The sequence below is a fragment of the Limnoraphis robusta BA-68 BA1 genome, from assembly GCF_034932365.1.
GTDB classification, from domain to species: Bacteria; Cyanobacteriota; Cyanobacteriia; order Cyanobacteriales; family Microcoleaceae; genus Capilliphycus; species Capilliphycus robustus.
The window spans coordinates 38,597-56,684 of sequence record NZ_JAYGHR010000072.1 but is presented as its reverse complement, the minus strand read 5'-3'; the positions used below and the strand labels follow the sequence as shown (position 1 = coordinate 56,684).

Sequence of the window (18,088 nt, the reverse complement as noted above, 5' to 3'; positions counted from 1 at the left end):
AGATGAGTCAATACAGTCACCAGTTATCAGTTATAGCAGTCGAAGCCTTTGATTAGGACAGTGTTTTTCTGTCAAATCCTTTTATGATAAAAGTTTCAATTCTGTCTCGGTGTCTCGGTGTCTCGGTGTCTCCTGACTAAGGTTTCAATTCTGTCTCGGTGTCTCCTGACTTCTGCTATTCAGTGTTGTAAGGGCAATTCATGAATTGCCCCTAAACTGGTCACTCTCTTACAAACTTTGCTACCGACTATTCCGCCGGGTCGCAAGTTTGCGCTGGTTACTGTAGAACTGATCACTGAAAAAACTGATAACAGTTAACTGATTGATCCTCCCGTCGCCCCCGAATACACCGAACCCCGTTGCATATCCAAAGTTAAAATAGTGCCATTGCGAATAACCTGAGTCGCATTTTTCACCCCAACAATCACCGGAATTCCCAAACGCAAACCAATCACCGCCGCATGAGAAGTCAAACTATCCACTTCCGTGACAATTCCAGAAGCTTTACGAATCACCTCTAAAAACTCAGCGCTGGTTTGAGGAACAACCAAAATATCACCCGAACTAAAATCACCTAACTGCAAAGCATCTTTTGCCACTCTCGCCCGTCCTGTAACCGAACCCTGACCAACAGCCGTTCCTTTCCCTAACAAAGCGTTGACCACTTCCACTTTCACCAAATCCGTCGAACCCGGAACCCCTTGCAGAGTTCCCGCCGTCGTCACCACCAAATCCCCATCAGACAGTAAATGATTTTCTCGGGCGACATTCACCGCCGACTGAAACGTTTGATCCGTAGAAGACAAATCTAAGACCAATAAAGGCTTTACCCCCCAAACCAAACTCAACTGTCTCGCCACTTCCACATGAGGCGTCACGGCTAAAATCGGGGTAGCAGGGCGAAACTTTGAAACATTCCGAGCCGTTGCTCCGGTTTTCGTTAAAGTCATAATCGCGGCCGCATCCACTTGTTGAGCAATTTGAGCCACCGCCGCCGAAATCGCATTGGGAACAGATCGCCCCGTATCAGCCACCGTAGAAATATTACGGGTAATCCCTTCTTTTTCAATGCGAGTCGCAATTCGAGCCATCGTTGCGACTGCTTCGACCGGGTATTTACCCACAGCCGTTTCGTTAGACAACATCACCGCATCGGTACCATCTAAAATCGCATTCGCCACATCAGAAATCTCAGCCCGAGTCGGTCGAGGATTGCCCACCATACTGTCTAACATTTGAGTCGCCGTAATCACGGGAATTCCCATGCGGTTCGCCGTGACAATCAACCGCTTTTGTAAAATGGGGACATCTTCAGCCGGAAGTTCCACCCCTAAATCTCCCCGAGCGACCATTACACCGTTACAGAGGGTGAGGATTTCTTCCATCTGTTCGATTGCCTCGTGTTTCTCAATTTTGGCGATTACAGGAACATTTTTGCCTGCACTGGCGATCAGTTCTTTGATTTCCAAAACATCTTGAGGATTTCTCACAAAAGAAAGCGCGACCCAATCCACCCCTTGATCGAGGCCGAACATCAAATCCTTACGATCCTTGTCCGTTAAGGCTTTAATCGACAAATACACCCCCGGAAAATTAACCCCTTTGCTGTTGGAAAGCGGCCCTCCTACAACGACCCGACAATGCAGTTCTTTCGTCAAAGAGTCAACTTTTTCCACAATCATTTCCACTTTGCCATCATCGAGCAAAATGTTTGCACCTTCTGGAACTTCATCGGCCAGGGGTTCGTAGGTGACAGAGGAGATTTCTTGGGTTCCCGGTAACAGACGTGGCGTCAGAATGAAGGGATCGTCTCGTTTGAGGACAATGGAACCGTTTTCAAATTTACCTAAACGAATTTTCGGGCCTTGGAGATCTTGTAGAATGCCAACGGGTTGATTCAGTTCAAAGGAGATTTGCCGAATCATCCGAATACTGCGTTGATGATCTTCGTGAGTACCGTGAGAAAAGTTGAGTCGCAGAGTTGTTGCACCTGCTTCTATTAAGGCGCGTAAAACTTCAGGCTGGGCGGTTGCAGGGCCAATGGTGGCGACAATTTTAGTTCGGTGCATCTTTACAGTTATCAGTTATCAGTTTGGTAGGGGCGAGTTCCATCAAAATGTATATCTTCCCACAAATATAGCGGTGTGCGATCGCGATCGGGTACTCCCAAAAACCCGCTTTCTATTGAGAAACCGGGTTTTTAATCGAACTTGTGCCTCTAAAAATTGAAAACCGCTATGACTTCTCTAAACCCAGCTTTACCGAGATTAGTTCTTTTCCTTGTCACCAGCGAACCTGCTTACCTGTTGCCTGTTCACTGTAACTTTGCACCTGTTCCACCATCTTCGGGGGCGAGGAAGGGTTTGAGGTTAATCCCTTGGGAGCGATTTTGTTGAGTAGAGTTGCCACCCGTACCGCCTCGGAAGATACCCCTAATAATATCACCCGTGCTGCTTTCGTCGGTGAGAGTATAAACGCCTTGGGTTGCAGTACCGCTATCAGCGACGACGAGGTTTTGGAAAATCCGATCGCGGACTTGTTGGGGGTTTTCTCCAGTCGGTATAGTTAAGACAATTCGACAACTGGGGATATCTTCGGTTGTCGCACAAATCACGTTATAGCCGTTTTCTACTCCAGTTAGCAATTCATACAGTCCATCGGGTCGATAGGACTCTAAACGGCTACTGATTTCGTTACAGCGACGATCAGGAGTCCAACCCCCTCCCATTTCACCCGGAACCGCCCAAGCAAAGCCTTGATTGTCTTGACTAACCGGATAATACATGACAGTATATTCACCCCCAATGATTTCACATCTAAACCGAGGTTCAGTCGCCGTTTCGGTTTGAATTTCCTCCACAGGGATCGGAGTATTGCTGGGCGAGTCGGGAAGCGGTGAACCTTGGGTTTGACGGGGTTCAGTTTGAGTTTCGCTGGTTTCCGGTGTTGGAACTCGGATGTCCCGACTATCATCGTTTTGTTGAGGAAACCATCCAGGAGTACGACCCCCTCCTGTCCAGTTGGGTCTAGCTTGGGCAGAGCCAAAACCCAATAAAATGAAAACACTCACCGATAAACTGAGAATTCGGTGTAGATTGGAGCTGAGGTGAGAACGAGACTTTAAACGAGAGGACATGGAATTTTTCTCCTTCTTCGGGTAAATTTAAAGTTGGTTTTCAACTTGTTAAACTGAGATTCATTTTTGTCACGAAACTTTACAGTTTGCGGCAGAGTCTCATAAAATACAGTGGTGTGACAGAATAAGGAGTACGAACAGTAATGTCGGAGGCCGGGAAGGCACTGACGGCTCCCAAGGAGTTTCTTCTCCCGGAGGGGGGCTTCAATTTAACGCTACTGATGTTCCTAGTTGCAGTAGCTTTAGTAACAACATCGGCGATCGGATATTGGTGTTGGAATTGGGTAGGTTGGTGTTGTTTTTTCATTAACGTGCTGGCTCTGCACTTAGCAGGAACAGTGATTCACGATGCTTCTCATAATTCAGCGCATCGAAATCGGATTGTGAATGCCATTCTGGGACATGGCAGTGCGCTCATGCTCGGTTTTGCCTTTCCAGTGTTTACACGGGTTCACATACAGCACCATGCTCATGTTAATGATCCAGACAACGACCCGGATCATTTTGTTTCCACAGGCGGGCCTTTATGGTTGATTGCAGCTCGTTTCTTTTACCATGAGGTATTTTTCTTTAAACGGCAACTTTGGCGAAAATATGAGCTTTTGGAATGGTTTTTGAGTCGGTTAGTCGTCTTTAGCATCGTCGGCTGTTCGATACATTATGGCTTTACCCCATATATCCTCAACTATTGGTTTTCACCTGCGCTGGTTGTGGGCTTGGCTTTGGGGTTATTTTTTGATTACCTGCCTCATCGCCCCTTTCAAGAGCGAAATCGCTGGAAAAACGCTAGAGTTTACCCCAGCGCTATCCTGAATATCTTAATTCTCGGTCAGAATTATCATCTGATTCATCATCTGTGGCCGTCGATTCCTTGGTATCAATACAAACCCGCCTATGAGAAAATGAAACCCTTATTAGATGCTAAAGGTTCACCTCAAACCTTAGGGTTGTTACAAGGAAAAGATTTTCGGGGTTTTATTTACGATATCTTTTTGGGAATACGCTTTCATCATTGAGAGTCAACCCCTGAAAAATATGTAGCTCTGACCTCGGAAAATCCAACTCAAATTTGATAAATTTCACTTAAATTCGTTGGTTTCACTAGATGGAAATGCCCTCACCGCCGCCGAAAACTCAAACCGAGACCTCACAAACCCGATTGCTCAAGCTTTGGAGTGAACATCGGGAAAATCTTTTGATTTTGGCGATCGCTCTGGTATTGTCTGTGTTGATCCGAATGTTTGTCGCCGAACCGCGCTACATTCCCTCCGATTCAATGATTCCCACTCTGGAAATCGGCGATCGCTTGGTGGTTGAAAAGGTTTCTTATCACCTCCATCCCCCAAAAGTCGGAGAGATCGTAGTGTTTAGCCCTCCTAAACAGTTACAAGTGCAGGGCTATTCAATTCAGCAAGCCTTTATTAAACGGATTATCGCCCAAGCCGGTCAAACGGTGGCGGTACGCAATGGCATTGTTTATGTAGATAACCAACCGCTCAAAGAAGACTACATTGCTGAACCGCCAGCTTACAACTGGGGACCTGGGAAGGTTCCGGCCGATCATTACTTTGTCATGGGTGATAACCGCAACGACAGCAATGATTCTCATATTTGGGGCTTTCTCCCCCAAGAAAATATCATTGGCCATGCAGCTTTTCGCTTCTGGCCGTTTGAACGCTGGGGACAAGTCTAGGGGATTTCAGGGGGGGAGATTGTTCCCCCAAAAAATGGGATCGTTGGGAGTCACCCTTGTTCCCCCGACTCTGCTAAGTACGGAAATTGCGACTAAAAACGGAGTGAGGACTGTTCATCTTGACTGTTAGAATAATATCAATAAAAACTTGGGAATTTCCTGAGTGTAAATGGTTGCAGTTAGGTTGAAGAAAGGGCAGCTATGGGATTTTTTGATTCAGAGATCGTTCAGCAAGAAGCCAAGCAGTTATTTGAAGATTATCAGGCTTTAATTAAACTCGGCGGTGATTACGGCAAGTTTGATCGCGAAGGGAAAAAAATCTTTATCCAACAGATGGAGTCGATCATGGATCGTTACCGCATCTTTATGAAGCGGTTTGAACTATCTGAAGATTTTATGGCTCAGATGACAATGGAACAGTTGAAAACTCAACTGGGTCAATTTGGAATTACACCCGATCAAATGTTCGTTCAGATGAACACAACACTAGAACGCATGAAAGCCGAGTTAGAAAAGCAATCCTAGCGACTGGAGTGGAAGCTGACCCGACCTTCGTTAGAGCAAAAGTGTTTACATGAACTGTCGTTTTGATTTGAGTTGGCAGTTGAGTCGCCCCCAAAAATTGAGAAAAAAGTATAAAAGCCTCACATTCAGACCAGCCTGGTTTTGTTAAAATACGTTAAGTAAGTCGTAACCCTCCTGATGCCATCTCGAACACAAGCTCTCCCTGTGGAAATCTCCCTATGACAAACGTTCCTGTTTCTCGGATTCGCAACTTTTCAATTATTGCTCACATTGATCACGGAAAGTCAACCTTAGCCGATCGCCTGTTACAAGAGACAGGTACAGTGGCTCAACGGGAGATGAAAGAGCAGTTCCTCGATTCGATGGATTTGGAACGAGAGCGCGGCATTACCATCAAGTTGCAAGCGGCTCGTATGGATTATACGGCAAAAGATGGCAATCATTATGTGCTGAATCTGATTGATACTCCGGGTCATGTGGATTTTTCCTATGAAGTGTCGCGAAGTCTCGCCGCTTGTGAAGGCGCGTTACTCGTCGTAGATGCTTCTCAGGGGGTAGAAGCTCAAACCTTGGCAAATGTTTATCTCGCGCTCGAAAATAACCTAGAGATTATCCCGGTATTAAATAAAATAGATTTACCCGGAGCCGAACCTGAACGAGTCAAGGGAGAAATCGAAGAAATTATCGGTTTAGACTGCTCAGGCGCGATTTTAGCCTCGGCTAAAGAAGGAATTGGCATTAATGAAATCTTAGAGTCAATTGTTCAATTAATTCCAGCTCCTCAAGATACCGTTTCCCAAAAGTTACGGGCGTTAATTTTTGATAGCTACTACGATAGTTATCGAGGTGTAATTGTTTATTTTAGAGTCATGGATGGTCGTCTGAAAAAAGGCGATCGCATCCGTTTAATGGCTTCCCAAAAAGAATACGAAATTGATGAAATAGGCGTTTTGTCTCCGACTCAAAAACCCGTTGATGAACTTCACGCCGGAGAAGTGGGTTATTTAGCCGCAGCAATTAAAGCCGTTGAAGATGCCCGAGTTGGAGATACAATTACATTAGCCAAGGATGCCGCAGAATCACCCTTACCCGGTTACAAAGAAGCAAATCCGATGGTATTTTGTGGCTTGTTTCCGACAGATTCCGATCAATTTCCTGAGCTTCGCGAAGCCCTTGATAAACTAAAGTTGAATGATTCAGCTCTTTCTTATGAACCGGAAACCTCAACGGCGATGGGATTTGGGTTTCGCTGCGGGTTTTTAGGTTTACTGCATATGGAAATCGTGCAGGAACGTTTAGAACGGGAATATGATCTTGATTTAATTGTGACTTCTCCCTCCGTTGTTTATCAAGTAACGACCTTAAAAGGGGAAGTGTTAATGATAGATAACCCCAGCAATTTACCCGAACCCAATCAGCGAGAAAAGATCGAAGAACCCTATGTGCGGGTAGAAATGATTACCCCCGAAGAATATGTGGGAACATTGATGGATTTGGGTCAAACTCGTCGGGGTGATTTCAAAGACATGAAATATTTGACCCAGGGACGGACAACCCTAGTCTATGAAGTTCCCCTGGCGGAAGTGGTGACGGATTTCTTTGATCAGATGAAGTCTCGGACTCGGGGCTATGCGAGTATGGAGTATCATTTGATTGGCTATCGGGTGAATCCTTTAGTCAAGTTGGATCTGTTGATCAATGGTGATCCGGTCGATTCCCTTTCGATGATTGTTCACCGAGATAAGGCTTATAATGTCGGTCGAGGAATGGTCGAGAAGTTGAAAGAGTTGATTCCTCGTCATCAGTTTAAGGTGCCTCTGCAAGCCGCGATTGGGTCTAAAGTGATTGCGAGTGAACATATTCCGGCGTTGCGAAAAGATGTGTTAGCCAAGTGTTACGGGGGAGATATCAGTCGCAAGAAGAAATTACTCGCCAAACAAGCAAAAGGGAAAAAACGCATGAAGTCTCTAGGATCAGTTGATGTTCCCCAAGAAGCGTTTATGGCGGTATTGCGATTAAATCAAGAATCGTGATGTACTCCCACATGATCATTTTTGATTGAGCCTGTCTGAGTGGGGAGGTAGGGAGGTAGGGAGATGGAAAGTCTTCTCCCCACCGCCCCCGGAACCCCGGCAATTTTTAACTTAGAACGAAACGGCCCTGGCCTAAACCCTAACTCCTGTTGCTTGTTGTTGTCGCATTTTTTTTCAAAATTTGAGTTCAGATTCGCATCGGTTTGGGGTTGACAAGGGGTCGGGGATACTGATAAATTATTAATAGTGTATTTTATAATCGGGTATTGATAAAAATATTTTTTTCGCGACCATCCCATTATAAAATAATAATACCCGGAGCAGCCCGAAAAAGTCAAGAGGGTCTAGGAAAAAAAATCGCGAAATTTGCGGGAAAAACGAGTTGGAACGCAACAATCAAATAATCGTTTGTTCCCATTGACAATGACATAGAAATGTGATGCGATGGATTTGGTTGGATTGTTCAATTTGCCCTTTGAAAGTTTGACTCAGTTGGGCTGAAATTTTGTCAGGGAATTTAGCGTTGCATCAAGTTAATACAGTAAACCCCAAAGCTCAACTTCTGTTGATTTGGATTTCAAGCCAGAGTTTTGTACTATGGAATTAACCTCTACGTTGGCGTGGTACTTGCAGCAATGAGAATTTTAATAACAGGCGGAGCAGGTTTCATCGGTTCACACCTCATTGATCGCCTGATGCAACAGGGACATGAGGTTGTATGCCTGGATAATTTCTTTACAGGTACGAAACGAAACCTAATTAAATGGCTGGGAAATCCTTACTTTGAATTGATACGCCATGATATCACAGAACCGATTCGGATAGAAGCCGATCAAATCTACCATTTGGCTTGTCCGGCATCTCCGGTTCATTATCAGTACAACCCCGTCAAAACCATTAAAACCAATGTACTGGGAACCCTAAATATGCTGGGGTTAGCCAAACGGGTAAAAGCACGGTTTTTGCTGGCTTCAACTTCCGAAGTGTATGGCGATCCCGATGTACATCCTCAAACAGAAGACTATCGGGGAAATGTCAATCCGATTGGGATTCGCAGTTGTTACGATGAAGGTAAACGAGTTGCTGAAACCTTAGCCTTTGACTATCACCGCCAAAATGGGGTCGATATTCGAGTCGCTCGGATTTTTAATACCTATGGACCTCGAATGTTAGAACATGATGGTCGAGTCGTGAGTAACTTTGTGGTACAAGCTTTGCAAGGAATTCCGTTAACGGTCTACGGCGATGGTTCTCAAACTCGCAGCTTTTGCTATGTGTCTGACTTGGTAGAAGGGTTGATGCGTTTGATGAATGGGGATTATATTGGCCCTGTGAATATGGGAAATCCCGATGAATATACCATCCTGGAATTAGCACAAAAAATTCAGCACATGATTAATCCTGATGCGGAAATTCAATTTAAACCGCTTCCTCAAGACGACCCCAGACAAAGACAACCGGACATCACCAAAGCCAAAACTTACTTGAATTGGGAACCGACTATTGGACTAGAAGACGGCTTAAACTTGACGATTGAGGACTTCCGCCAACGAATTTTCGAGGAAAAGTCTAAACAACAATAGAATAGAAATAGGATTCATCAGGCAGCGATACCATTTGAATCCCAGTAAGATGATCAGAAACCCAGGTCATCTAAAACGATATTGCTTTTTTGTTTCGTTCATAGAATGAGGATATCATTATTATGCGAGTTTGTGTGATTGGTACTGGATATGTTGGCTTAGTAACTGGAGTGTGCCTCGCTCATACTGGCCACGATGTACTCTGCGTAGATAATAACGAAGAAAAAGTCAAATTGATGAGATCCGGACAGTCACCGATTTATGAACCGGGTTTATCAGAATTAATGAAGAAAAATATGGAGGAAGGACGCTTGTCCTTTACTTCGGATTTAGCCGAAGGGGTGAGTCACGGGGATATATTATTTATTGCGGTTGGAACTCCGGCTTTACCAACAGGTGAAAGTGATACTCGCTATGTCGAAGCTGTAGCTCGTGGAATTGGTTCTCACTTAAGCACAGGTTACAAAGTGGTTGTGAATAAGTCAACGGTACCGATTGGTTCGGGTGACTGGGTGCGGATGATTGTTCTCGATGGAGTTGCTGAACAACAAAAGCAACAGGGAGGAAGCGGAACAGTAGAAGTTGAATTTGATGTGGTGAGTAACCCCGAATTTTTGCGAGAAGGTTCAGCAATTTATGACACGTTTAACCCTGATCGGATTGTTTTGGGGAGCAATAGCCAAAAAGCATTGGAGATGATGCAAGAGCTTTATACACCGATTATAGAGCGTAAGTGTGCTGAAGATCCGACTTTACCTGCGGTTCCAGTTGTGATGACGGATCTCAGTTCAGCCGAGATGGTGAAATATGCGGCGAATTCTTTCTTAGCAACTAAAATTAGCTTTATTAATGAAATTGCCAATATTTGCGATCGCGTCGGAGCAGATGTTAAACAGGTTGCAGTTGGTATTGGCTTAGACTCACGAATTGGGAGTAAGTTCTTACAAGCAGGAATTGGTTGGGGGGGTTCTTGTTTCCCGAAGGATGTTTCAGCCTTAATTCATACCGCCGATGACTACAATTATGAAGCGCAGTTGTTAAAAGCGGCTGTTGAAGTGAACAATCGTCAACGGTTAATGGCGGTTGAAAAGTTACAACAAATGCTGAAAATTCTCAAAGGTAAAACCATCGGATTGTTAGGCTTAACATTCAAACCGGATACCGATGATTTGCGAGATGCTCCCGCTTTAAATATTATTGAACAACTGAACCGTTTGGGAGCCAAAGTTAAAGCTTACGATCCGATTATCTCTCAAACCGGAATGCGTCATGGTTTATCCAATGTGATTGTTGAAACTGATCCCGAACTGTTAGCCGATGGTTGCGATGCGTTAGTTGTGATTACTGAATGGGAACAGTTTCAGAAACTCGACTACAGTAAGATGGCGAAGTTAATGCACTCGGCTGTATTGATTGATGGACGGAACTACTTGGATCGCCAACAGTTAGAAAAAGCTGGATTCCAATATATTGGTATCGGACACTAAACTCTAAATTTTTAGCAGTTAGCGTTTAAAACATCAGACGGGAGAGATGAAAGATGCTCTTCCGTCTTGATTTTAACTATTATTTCATCCGGTTAACGGTTGTCAACCCCCCACCTATCCTCAACTGAAAACTATCATAAATTTTCGGAAGCCAGATGAGTCTTAATAGAAGTGTTAAGGGGAAAGTTATGACATCTAGTCTGTATCACCAGGCACTAGAACAGCTTCAAGCAGGAGATCTAGCAGGAGCATTGCAGAGCCTGGATCAAGCTCTCAATGAGCATCCTGAGTTTGCTGATGCTCTTTATCAAAGGGGGAAGCTACGAGTCAAACTGGGGGATTTACAGGGCGCACTCGCTGATTATACTGAGGTACTTCGTCTCCAACCCACAATCGAAGCATTTCTGAAGCGAGGTTTGATCTATTTGATGATGGATGCAGCCCCCGCCGCGATCATAGATGCCCAGCAAGCAACACGATTAGCGCCCAGATTTGCAGCAGCCTACCAGCTTTTGGGTAAAGCCTATCGACAAGTGGGAAATACTGAACAGGCAATTACAGCATACAAACAGGCTGTTCGCTGCTATATTGAACAACAAGACAAGTCAGCAGCCCAATCCTGTCTTCAACAAATTGAATCTTTGTTTGTGATTGAGCAAGCCACTGCACCAAAAGCACAATCCGTTACCTTCACCGCCCCCCAAGATTTTATTCAGCAAGCCACTGTAAAAACTGAACAGGGCAATTTTTCCGAAGCGCTGGCTGATCTAGATTGGTTGTTAGATATTGAACCCAATTGTGCGGAAGCCCTTTGTCAACGAGCCATTGTCCAAGCCAAGTTGGGCAATACTCAAGCTGCCGTTGAAAATATAGCCCGTGCGCTCAAAGTACAGCCCGAAAACCGGGAAATCCGCATACAGAGGGGAATTATCCGCCTTTCGTTAGGAGATATTGACGGGGCAATTACTGACTTTACTAACCTGATTGCTCAAGAGTCAAATAATGCCAACCTCTTCCAGCAACGGGGGAATTGTTACCGCCAGCTTGGAGACTGGGAAAACGCTTTCAAAGACTACTCTAACGCCCTGGGTATTGACTGTGAACACCCAGAAATCCTCGCAGCCCGTGCTGAAGTCCAACAAGCAATCAGCGAATTTGAGGGGGCTAAAGCCGACTATAAACGAGCGGCAGAGTTGTATTTTAATGATGGAAATTGGGCAGCGCACCAGCGAATAGTTACTCAGTTGAAATCCCTCCAAGAAACGCTCAAGCGCCACAAAGAAGCAAGCATCGCAGCCCAGAAGCAGATTGTTCGGGTGCCGATCAAACATTATGCCTGGAAATCCCCAGTGATCGAGGCAAACTTCAACAATCAACAACGCTTTGATGTCGTACTAGATACGGGAGCATCAATTACAGTTATTACTCAAAGAATTGCCCAAAGTCTGGGAATTAAGCCGGTCGGGTTAATCAGATTCCGCAGTATTAATGGCTCACTGATCCAAGCACCAGCAGGCTGGGTTGAATCTATTTCTGTTGGCAAGGCGATCGCCATTTGTTTGCAGGTCGCAATAGCAGACAATAGCTTCAGCTATCCTCGGCTAGGGCAGGATTTCTTACGAAACTATAACACGCTCATTCTGTCGGATGAAATAGAATTTCAATATCGTCCTTTAACATGATAGAACGCAACTTCCTATCAGTACCAGTCACTTGATCACTAGATTTTCTCTCTTTGTGTCTTTGTATCTTTGTGTTTCCATAGTAAAGGGTGAGTTGCTCAAACCCACCCTTCTATTTAACTTCTTGTTGCTTTTATTATTGTGTGGAACTTAGGTATTTACATCAAGGCTAGAAAACAACGCTTGTTGTGTCGGTTCAGGAATCTTAGGTGCAACATAACCGCCAGAATACAACACAGAACCCCGTTGTTGTTGAGCAAAAATCTGGAAGCTCTCACGAACTTGAGAAGCCACTTCAACGGTTTTCACATCATAGGTACGAGTAGCTAACTTCGGATAAACTCCAATTCCGATAATCGGAAGCAGTAAACAAACCGCGATCGCAACTTCCCGAGGTTTAGCATCTCCCTGATAATCGTCAATAATCAAACCAAAGCTATTTTGTCCGTAGAAGACTTGACGCAATAGGTTGAGTAAATAAATCGGAGTTAAAATCAAGCCAACTGCGGCTAAACCGATAACAACCACCTTAAAGTTAGAGTTATAAACATTGCTGGTGGTAATTCCTAAAAAGACGCTCAACTCACCCGCAAAACCGCTCATTCCCGGTAATGCTAAGGATGCCATTGCGCCTGCGGTAAACAGTGCAAATACTTTCGGCATTGACTCAGCAATACCCCCCAATTTTTCCATCATCAAGGTATGAGTCCGTTCGTAGGTAACACCTGTGAGGAAGAACAACATTGCCGCAATTAAACCATGAGAAATCATCTGAAGTACGGCACCATTTAATCCCAACTCAGTTAAGGAAGCGATACCGATGAGAACAAAACCCATGTGAGAAATTGAGGAATAAGCCAGACGTCGTTTTAAGTTAGTTTGGGCGAAGGCACTTAACCCACCGTAAACAATATTAACGACTCCTAAAATAGCCAGGACAGGTGCAAAATACAGGTGAGCATTCGGCAACATTTCAATGTTCATCCGAATTAACCCATAACCTCCCATCTTTAATAAAACACCAGCCAAAATCATCGAAACAGGTGCAGAAGCTTCGCTGTGGGCATCAGGTAGCCAAGTATGAAGCGGGAAAATTGGGAGTTTTACACCATAAGCAATGATGAACCCTGCGTAGAGTAAAAGTTCTAGGAAAATGGGATAATTTTTGTGGGAAAGTTCGGTCATGTCGAAGGTGACATTACCGCCATAAAACGCCATTGCAAAAGCGGCAGCGAGAATGAAAACAGAACCGAGTGCAGTGTAAAGGATGAATTTAGTTGCAGCGTAAAGGCGTTTTTGTCCGCCCCAAATAGAGATTAATAAATATACGGGTACTAATTCCAATTCCCACATCAGGAAGAATAAAAGCAAGTCCTGTGCGGCAAAAACTCCGAGTTGGGCGCTGTACAACACCAACATTAAGCTATAAAAAAGTCGTGGCTTTTTGGTAACATTCCACGACGCGAGTATTGCTAGGGTGTTGACGAAACCTGTGAGGGCGATGAGGGGCATTGAGAGGCCATCAACGGCGACGGACCAGTTGAGTCCCAGTTGCGGTATCCAAGCGTAGGTTTCGCTGAGTTGGAAGCCGGAATTGTCTAAGTTGTAGTGAGTCCAGAAGCAGAATACTATTAAGGCTAGGTCTAATAACCCCACTCCGAGTGCATACCAACGGATGGTGCGACCTTCTTTATCTGGGAGAATAGGAATAGCCAGGGATGCCAGGAGGGGCAACAAGATAATCGTGGTTAGCCAGGGAAGTTGACTGCTCATGATCCGTGAGAATAAATACCTATTGCGTTCACTTCATCCATCATACATGAAGTTTTGTTAATTACATTGTAGAAAAGAAACTTTTTTGATGACAGAGGGACTCCGGGGACGAGGATACGGCAATCAAGGTGTTGCTCAAAGGGATCGCGCTGAATTAACGAGAATAGCTAAAATCCTTACAGAGTCATGCTTATGGCTTAATGCTTTTGAGGTAGAGTCCTTACCTCTATCCTCCCAAAGTAATGTGTTTTTTCCCAACGAAATGTAAACATAAATTTTTTATCCGACTGATAACTTAGACAAATTCACGGGTTTGTCTAAATATTCAACCCTAAAAGATTAGATGAGTTTATTGATAAACTAATGAATTGACAATAACACTGATATTATAAGTATTGGTTATAATTGATCTAAAGTTGGGGATGTGGCGAGGGGTTTAGAGTTGGGTTCCCTGGGATGAACTAAATGAAGAAAAATTATTTATAAAGATTACCCTGGTTTGACCTCTCCCCCAACCCCTCTCCTGCAAAGAGAGGGGAGAAGATTCATACTATGATGACAGGTGGTATAATCGTGACGGACGCGGCTATCTAAATGGAGAACAAAGTCAACCCAACGGGAAGTCGAGCTAATATGAACCCGATCAAAGTGTTGTTCCTCGCCTCGAACCCCAAACAAACTCAGCCCTTAGATTTGGGTAAAGAAATCAGAGAAATTAAGAATAAAATACAGGCTTCTCAAAATCGAGACTATCTTGAATTTGAAAAAGCTTGGGCGGTACGCTTCGATGAACTGATCCAAAATTTGAACGAATATAAACCCCATATTGTTCATTTTAGCGGTCACGGAAGCAACACAGGTGAAATTATATTACTCGACAAATATGATCAACCCCAAGCGGTTAGTACAGAAGCAATTAAAGAATTATTTTCTACGGTTAGCAAAGATAATATTAAAGTAGTTCTCTGGAATGCTTGTTATTCAAAAACAATCGGGGAAGCGATCGCAGAATTTATTGATTGCGTCATCGGCATGAATACAGCCATTAACGATCAAGCGGCTATTGATTTTGCGGCGACTTTTTACGGTGCAATTGCTGCTAAACGTTCAGTTCAACAAGCTTTCACACAAGCAAAAGCTGTATTAATGACGAGTCAAATCTCGGAAGAAAAGATTCCCGAACTCATACACCGAGAACAAATTAACCCCGAAGAAATTATCCTTGTTTCTGATAGAGAAGATAACAATAATTATACAATTAATTTTCCCGAAAATCTGCCCTATAGTGGAGTTGTCAAGTTTGTTGGACGACAGAACGAACTCACCAATTTACACGAAAAACTCCAACAAACCGAACGAATTGCGATTACTTCAATCACCGGAATGGGAGGAATTGGCAAAACAGAACTCGCCCTTCAATATAGTATCTATCATTGTCAACAAAAAACCTATTTAGGCGGGATTTGTTGGTTAAACGCACTCGATACCAATGTTGGGATCGAAATTGTTAACTTTGGGAAAGCCTATCTCAACCTCAACCCACCCGATAATAGTAATTTAGAAACACAAGTTCAATACTGTTGGCGGAACTGGCAACCCCCAGAAGGAAAGGTTCTGGTTATTTTTGATGATGTTGCCAAATATGACCAGATTAAACCCTATCTCCCGCCGAATAATCCCCGATTTAAAGTATTAATCACGACTCGCATTCAAGGGTTTATCGGTTTTCAAGAACTCGCACTCAACGTTTTAGATGAAGCCGCAGCGTTGGAGTTATTAACCTCGTTGGTTGGAGACAGAATAGAAACCGAATTAGAAACCGCTAAAACCCTTTGTGCAGATTTAGGCTATTTACCATTAGGCTTGGAGTTAATCGGACGTTATCTAAATGGAAAGCCGGATTTATCTCTGGCTAAAATGCGAGAAAGACTCAAACTCGAACACCGTTCACTCAATCCAGAAGACTCTCAAGAAATGACCGCCAAACGAGGGGTAAAAGCGGCTTTTGAGTTAAGCTGGAAAGAACTCAAACCCGAAGAACAAGAATTAGCCTGTGGCTTGAGTTTATTGGCGTTAGCGCCGATTCCTTGGTCGCTGGTTGAGTCCTGCTTTCCCGAAATCGATGAAGAAGATTTAGAAGATTGGCGAGATGATAAACTGGTGAAACTGAATCTGTTACAACGAGTCGAAGAAAACACCTATCAATTTCATCCCCTGATTCAAGAATTTCTGAAAACCAAGTTAGAAGAATTTCCTTCGCAAGTTGATGAATGGAAACGAAGTATTTGTCAGGCTATTGCAGCAGTCGCCAAAGAGATTCCAAAGACACCTACTCGCAATGATATTTTAGCGGTGACGCTGACCATTCCCCATATCGAAGAAGTGGCGGAAAACCTTACAAATTACCTGACAGATGAAGATTTAATTCAGCCTTTTATCGGTTTGGGTCGATTTTATGAAGGTCAGGGATTTTATAGTCAAGCTGAACCTTGGTATGAAAACTTTCTTAATATTACTCAAAACCGTTTGGGACAACAGCATCCAGATGTCGCAACCAGCCTCAACAATTTGGCAAATCTCTACTATTCCCAAGGCAAATACGAAGAAGCCGAACCCCTCTACCAACAGGCATTGGAGATGTATCGGCAGTTACTCGGACAGCAGCATCCCTATGTGGCAACCAGCCTCAAAAATTTGGCATCACTCTACAAATCCCAAGGCAAATACGAAGAAGCCGAACCCCTATACCAACAGGCATTGGAGATGTATCGGCAGTTACTCGGACAGCAGCATCCAGATGTGGCAAATAGCCTCAACAATTTGGCAGGTCTCTACTATTCCCAAGGCAAATACGAAGAAGCCGAACCCCTCTATCTACAGGCATTGGAGATGAGACGGCAGTTACTCGGACAGCAGCATCCCTCTGTGGCAAACAGCCTCAACAATTTGGCATCACTCTACAAATCCCAAGGCAAATACGAAGAAGCCGAACCCCTCTACCAACAAGCTTTGGAGATGAGACGGCAGTTACTCGGACAGCAGCATCCCGATGTGGCAACCAGCCTCAACAATTTGGCAAGTCTCTACTATTCCCAAGGCAAATACGAACAAGCCGAACCCCTCTCCCAACAGGCATTGGAGATGTATCGGCAGTTACTCGGACAGCAGCATCCCTATGTGGCAACCAGCCTCAACAATTTGGCATATCTCTACTCATCCCAAGGCAAATACGAAGAAGCCGAACCCCTCTATCTACAGGCATTGGAGATGAGACGGCAGTTACTCGGACAGCAGCATCCATCTGTGGCACATAGTCTCAACGATTTGGCATTACTCTACCAACACCAAGGCAAATACGAAGAAGCCGAACCCCTCTATCTACAGGCATTGGAGATGAGACGGCAGTTACTCGGACAGCAGCATCCATCTGTGGCACATAGTCTCAACGATTTGGCATCACTCTACTATTCCCAAGGCAAATACGAACAAGCCGAACCCCTCTATCTAGAAGCTTTAAGTATTAGAGAAACAGTTCTCGGTGTTGACCATCCTCATACAAAACAAACTCAGGAAAACTTAGACCGTTTGTTGGAGTTGAAGGGTAGGGGCGCAAGGCCTTGCGCCCCTACGGATGATTGATGTGTTGCAAAGATTTTTGATTCGTTGTATTGCAACCAATTAACGAACAACTGACCAGCCTTTAGACTGACAGAGGGGTAGGACGCAAGGCCTTGCGCCCCTACGGATGATTGATGTGTTGCAAAATTGGAGTTGAAGTATTTTCCCGAACAGTGGCAAATTCAATCTGTCCGCTTAAATCTAATAAGTTTTTACGCTTTTTACGGGTGCGAATGAGTTCTTGCAAAGCAAACTCAATTACTTCTTTTTCGGTTGAAAATTGGGTTAATTCCAAGGCTTCTTTAACCAATTGTTCGTTGAGTTCAATATTCGTGTTCATGGGTTTTTCGTTTAGGCTAACTGTAGTGTTTGCGGCTGTGGTAAGGGTTTCTGAGTTTGTTGATAGGCATATACTAAATCTTCTAACACTTCTTGAGCGTTCTCAAGTGCTTCTTCGTAGGTTTCCCCGTGAGTTCGAGCGTATTTACCCCACTCAGGTAAACTTGCAACATAGACTTGATCTTCCTCTGACCATTGAATTAAAATACTATATTTCAT

13 protein-coding genes are annotated in these 18,088 nt (G+C 44.2%); 8 read left to right on the top strand and 5 right to left on the bottom strand.

Annotated elements, in window-relative coordinates; all coding sequences use genetic code 11:
- Positions 1 to 314 precede the first annotated feature (314 nt).
- Complete coding sequence (pyk, locus tag VB836_RS20460; RefSeq protein ID WP_323222051.1) at positions 315 to 2,069, bottom strand: pyruvate kinase; 1,755 nt, start codon at positions 2,067 to 2,069, stop codon at positions 315 to 317.
- 245 nt (positions 2,070 to 2,314) lie between these two features.
- The gene (locus tag VB836_RS20455; protein WP_323222049.1) at positions 2,315 to 3,136 is read right to left on the bottom strand and encodes a COP23 domain-containing protein; all 822 of its coding nucleotides are present in this window, start codon (positions 3,134 to 3,136) and stop codon (positions 2,315 to 2,317) included.
- A 143-nt stretch (positions 3,137 to 3,279) separates the two neighbouring features.
- Here VB836_RS20455 and crtR point away from each other — a divergent pair, with 143 nt between their 5' ends.
- The 7 genes from crtR to VB836_RS20420 all read left to right on the top strand — a co-directional run bounded on the left by crtR (position 3,280) and on the right by VB836_RS20420 (position 12,139).
- Positions 3,280 to 4,152 (top strand): beta-carotene hydroxylase, encoded by an 873-nt coding sequence (crtR, locus tag VB836_RS20450; protein ID WP_323222048.1) that lies wholly within the window; start codon positions 3,280 to 3,282, stop codon positions 4,150 to 4,152.
- Between the two features lie 89 nt (positions 4,153 to 4,241).
- The gene (gene lepB, locus VB836_RS20445; RefSeq protein WP_323222045.1) at positions 4,242 to 4,829 is read left to right on the top strand and encodes a signal peptidase I; all 588 of its coding nucleotides are present in this window, start codon (positions 4,242 to 4,244) and stop codon (positions 4,827 to 4,829) included.
- Between the two features lie 201 nt (positions 4,830 to 5,030).
- Positions 5,031 to 5,354, top strand: a complete 324-nt coding sequence (locus tag VB836_RS20440; protein WP_046281155.1) for a DUF1825 family protein — start codon at positions 5,031 to 5,033, stop codon at positions 5,352 to 5,354.
- A 218-nt stretch (positions 5,355 to 5,572) separates the two neighbouring features.
- Positions 5,573 to 7,387, top strand: coding sequence for a translation elongation factor 4 (lepA, locus tag VB836_RS20435; protein WP_323222043.1), 1,815 nt, complete (start codon positions 5,573 to 5,575; stop codon positions 7,385 to 7,387).
- 635 nt (positions 7,388 to 8,022) lie between these two features.
- The gene (locus VB836_RS20430) at positions 8,023 to 8,970 is read left to right on the top strand and encodes a UDP-glucuronic acid decarboxylase family protein (protein WP_323222041.1); all 948 of its coding nucleotides are present in this window, start codon (positions 8,023 to 8,025) and stop codon (positions 8,968 to 8,970) included.
- Positions 8,971 to 9,092: 122 nt separating this feature from the next.
- Entirely contained in the window at positions 9,093 to 10,457 is a 1,365-nt protein-coding gene (locus VB836_RS20425) for a UDP-glucose dehydrogenase family protein (protein WP_323222039.1), read from the top strand.
- A 188-nt stretch (positions 10,458 to 10,645) separates the two neighbouring features.
- Complete coding sequence (locus VB836_RS20420; RefSeq protein ID WP_323222037.1) at positions 10,646 to 12,139, top strand: tetratricopeptide repeat protein; 1,494 nt, start codon at positions 10,646 to 10,648, stop codon at positions 12,137 to 12,139.
- Positions 12,140 to 12,289: 150 nt separating this feature from the next.
- Here VB836_RS20420 and VB836_RS20415 read toward each other — a convergent pair whose 3' ends face one another.
- A complete protein-coding gene (locus tag VB836_RS20415) occupies positions 12,290 to 13,912 on the bottom strand; it encodes an NAD(P)H-quinone oxidoreductase subunit 4 (RefSeq protein WP_323222035.1) in 1,623 nt (540 codons plus the stop codon).
- A 594-nt stretch (positions 13,913 to 14,506) separates the two neighbouring features.
- Between VB836_RS20415 and fxsT the strand changes: the two genes are divergently transcribed.
- Complete coding sequence (gene fxsT, locus VB836_RS20410; protein WP_323222033.1) at positions 14,507 to 17,551, top strand: FxSxx-COOH system tetratricopeptide repeat protein; 3,045 nt, start codon at positions 14,507 to 14,509, stop codon at positions 17,549 to 17,551.
- Positions 17,552 to 17,651: 100 nt separating this feature from the next.
- Here the strand turns inward: fxsT and VB836_RS20405 are convergent, their stop codons facing one another.
- Positions 17,652 to 17,870 carry a type II toxin-antitoxin system VapB family antitoxin gene (locus tag VB836_RS20405; RefSeq protein WP_323222031.1) on the bottom strand — a complete coding sequence of 73 codons (219 nt, stop codon included), beginning with the start codon at positions 17,868 to 17,870 and terminating at the stop codon, positions 17,652 to 17,654.
- Between the two features lie 11 nt (positions 17,871 to 17,881).
- Positions 17,882 to 18,088 (bottom strand): type II toxin-antitoxin system HicB family antitoxin, encoded by a 207-nt coding sequence (locus VB836_RS20400; protein WP_046279770.1) that lies wholly within the window; start codon positions 18,086 to 18,088, stop codon positions 17,882 to 17,884.

Excerpts from the sequence above, each read along its gene's own strand:
- VB836_RS20425 (WP_323222039.1), top strand. The coding sequence starts at position 9,093 with ATGCGAGTTTGTGTGATTGGTACTGGATATGTTGGCTTAGTAACTGGA.
- VB836_RS20400 (WP_046279770.1), bottom strand. The coding sequence starts at position 18,088 with ATGAAATATAGTATTTTAATTCAATGGTCAGAGGAAGATCAAGTCTAT.
- fxsT (WP_323222033.1), top strand. The coding sequence starts at position 14,507 with ATGGAGAACAAAGTCAACCCAACGGGAAGTCGAGCTAATATGAACCCG.
- crtR (WP_323222048.1), top strand. The coding sequence starts at position 3,280 with ATGTCGGAGGCCGGGAAGGCACTGACGGCTCCCAAGGAGTTTCTTCTC.
- VB836_RS20455 (WP_323222049.1), bottom strand. The coding sequence starts at position 3,136 with ATGTCCTCTCGTTTAAAGTCTCGTTCTCACCTCAGCTCCAATCTACAC.
- VB836_RS20430 (WP_323222041.1), top strand. The coding sequence starts at position 8,023 with ATGAGAATTTTAATAACAGGCGGAGCAGGTTTCATCGGTTCACACCTC.
- lepB (WP_323222045.1), top strand. The coding sequence starts at position 4,242 with ATGGAAATGCCCTCACCGCCGCCGAAAACTCAAACCGAGACCTCACAA.
- pyk (WP_323222051.1), bottom strand. The coding sequence starts at position 2,069 with ATGCACCGAACTAAAATTGTCGCCACCATTGGCCCTGCAACCGCCCAG.
- VB836_RS20415 (WP_323222035.1), bottom strand. The coding sequence starts at position 13,912 with ATGAGCAGTCAACTTCCCTGGCTAACCACGATTATCTTGTTGCCCCTC.
- lepA (WP_323222043.1), top strand. The coding sequence starts at position 5,573 with ATGACAAACGTTCCTGTTTCTCGGATTCGCAACTTTTCAATTATTGCT.
- VB836_RS20440 (WP_046281155.1), top strand. The coding sequence starts at position 5,031 with ATGGGATTTTTTGATTCAGAGATCGTTCAGCAAGAAGCCAAGCAGTTA.
- VB836_RS20420 (WP_323222037.1), top strand. The coding sequence starts at position 10,646 with ATGACATCTAGTCTGTATCACCAGGCACTAGAACAGCTTCAAGCAGGA.
- VB836_RS20405 (WP_323222031.1), bottom strand. The coding sequence starts at position 17,870 with ATGAACACGAATATTGAACTCAACGAACAATTGGTTAAAGAAGCCTTG.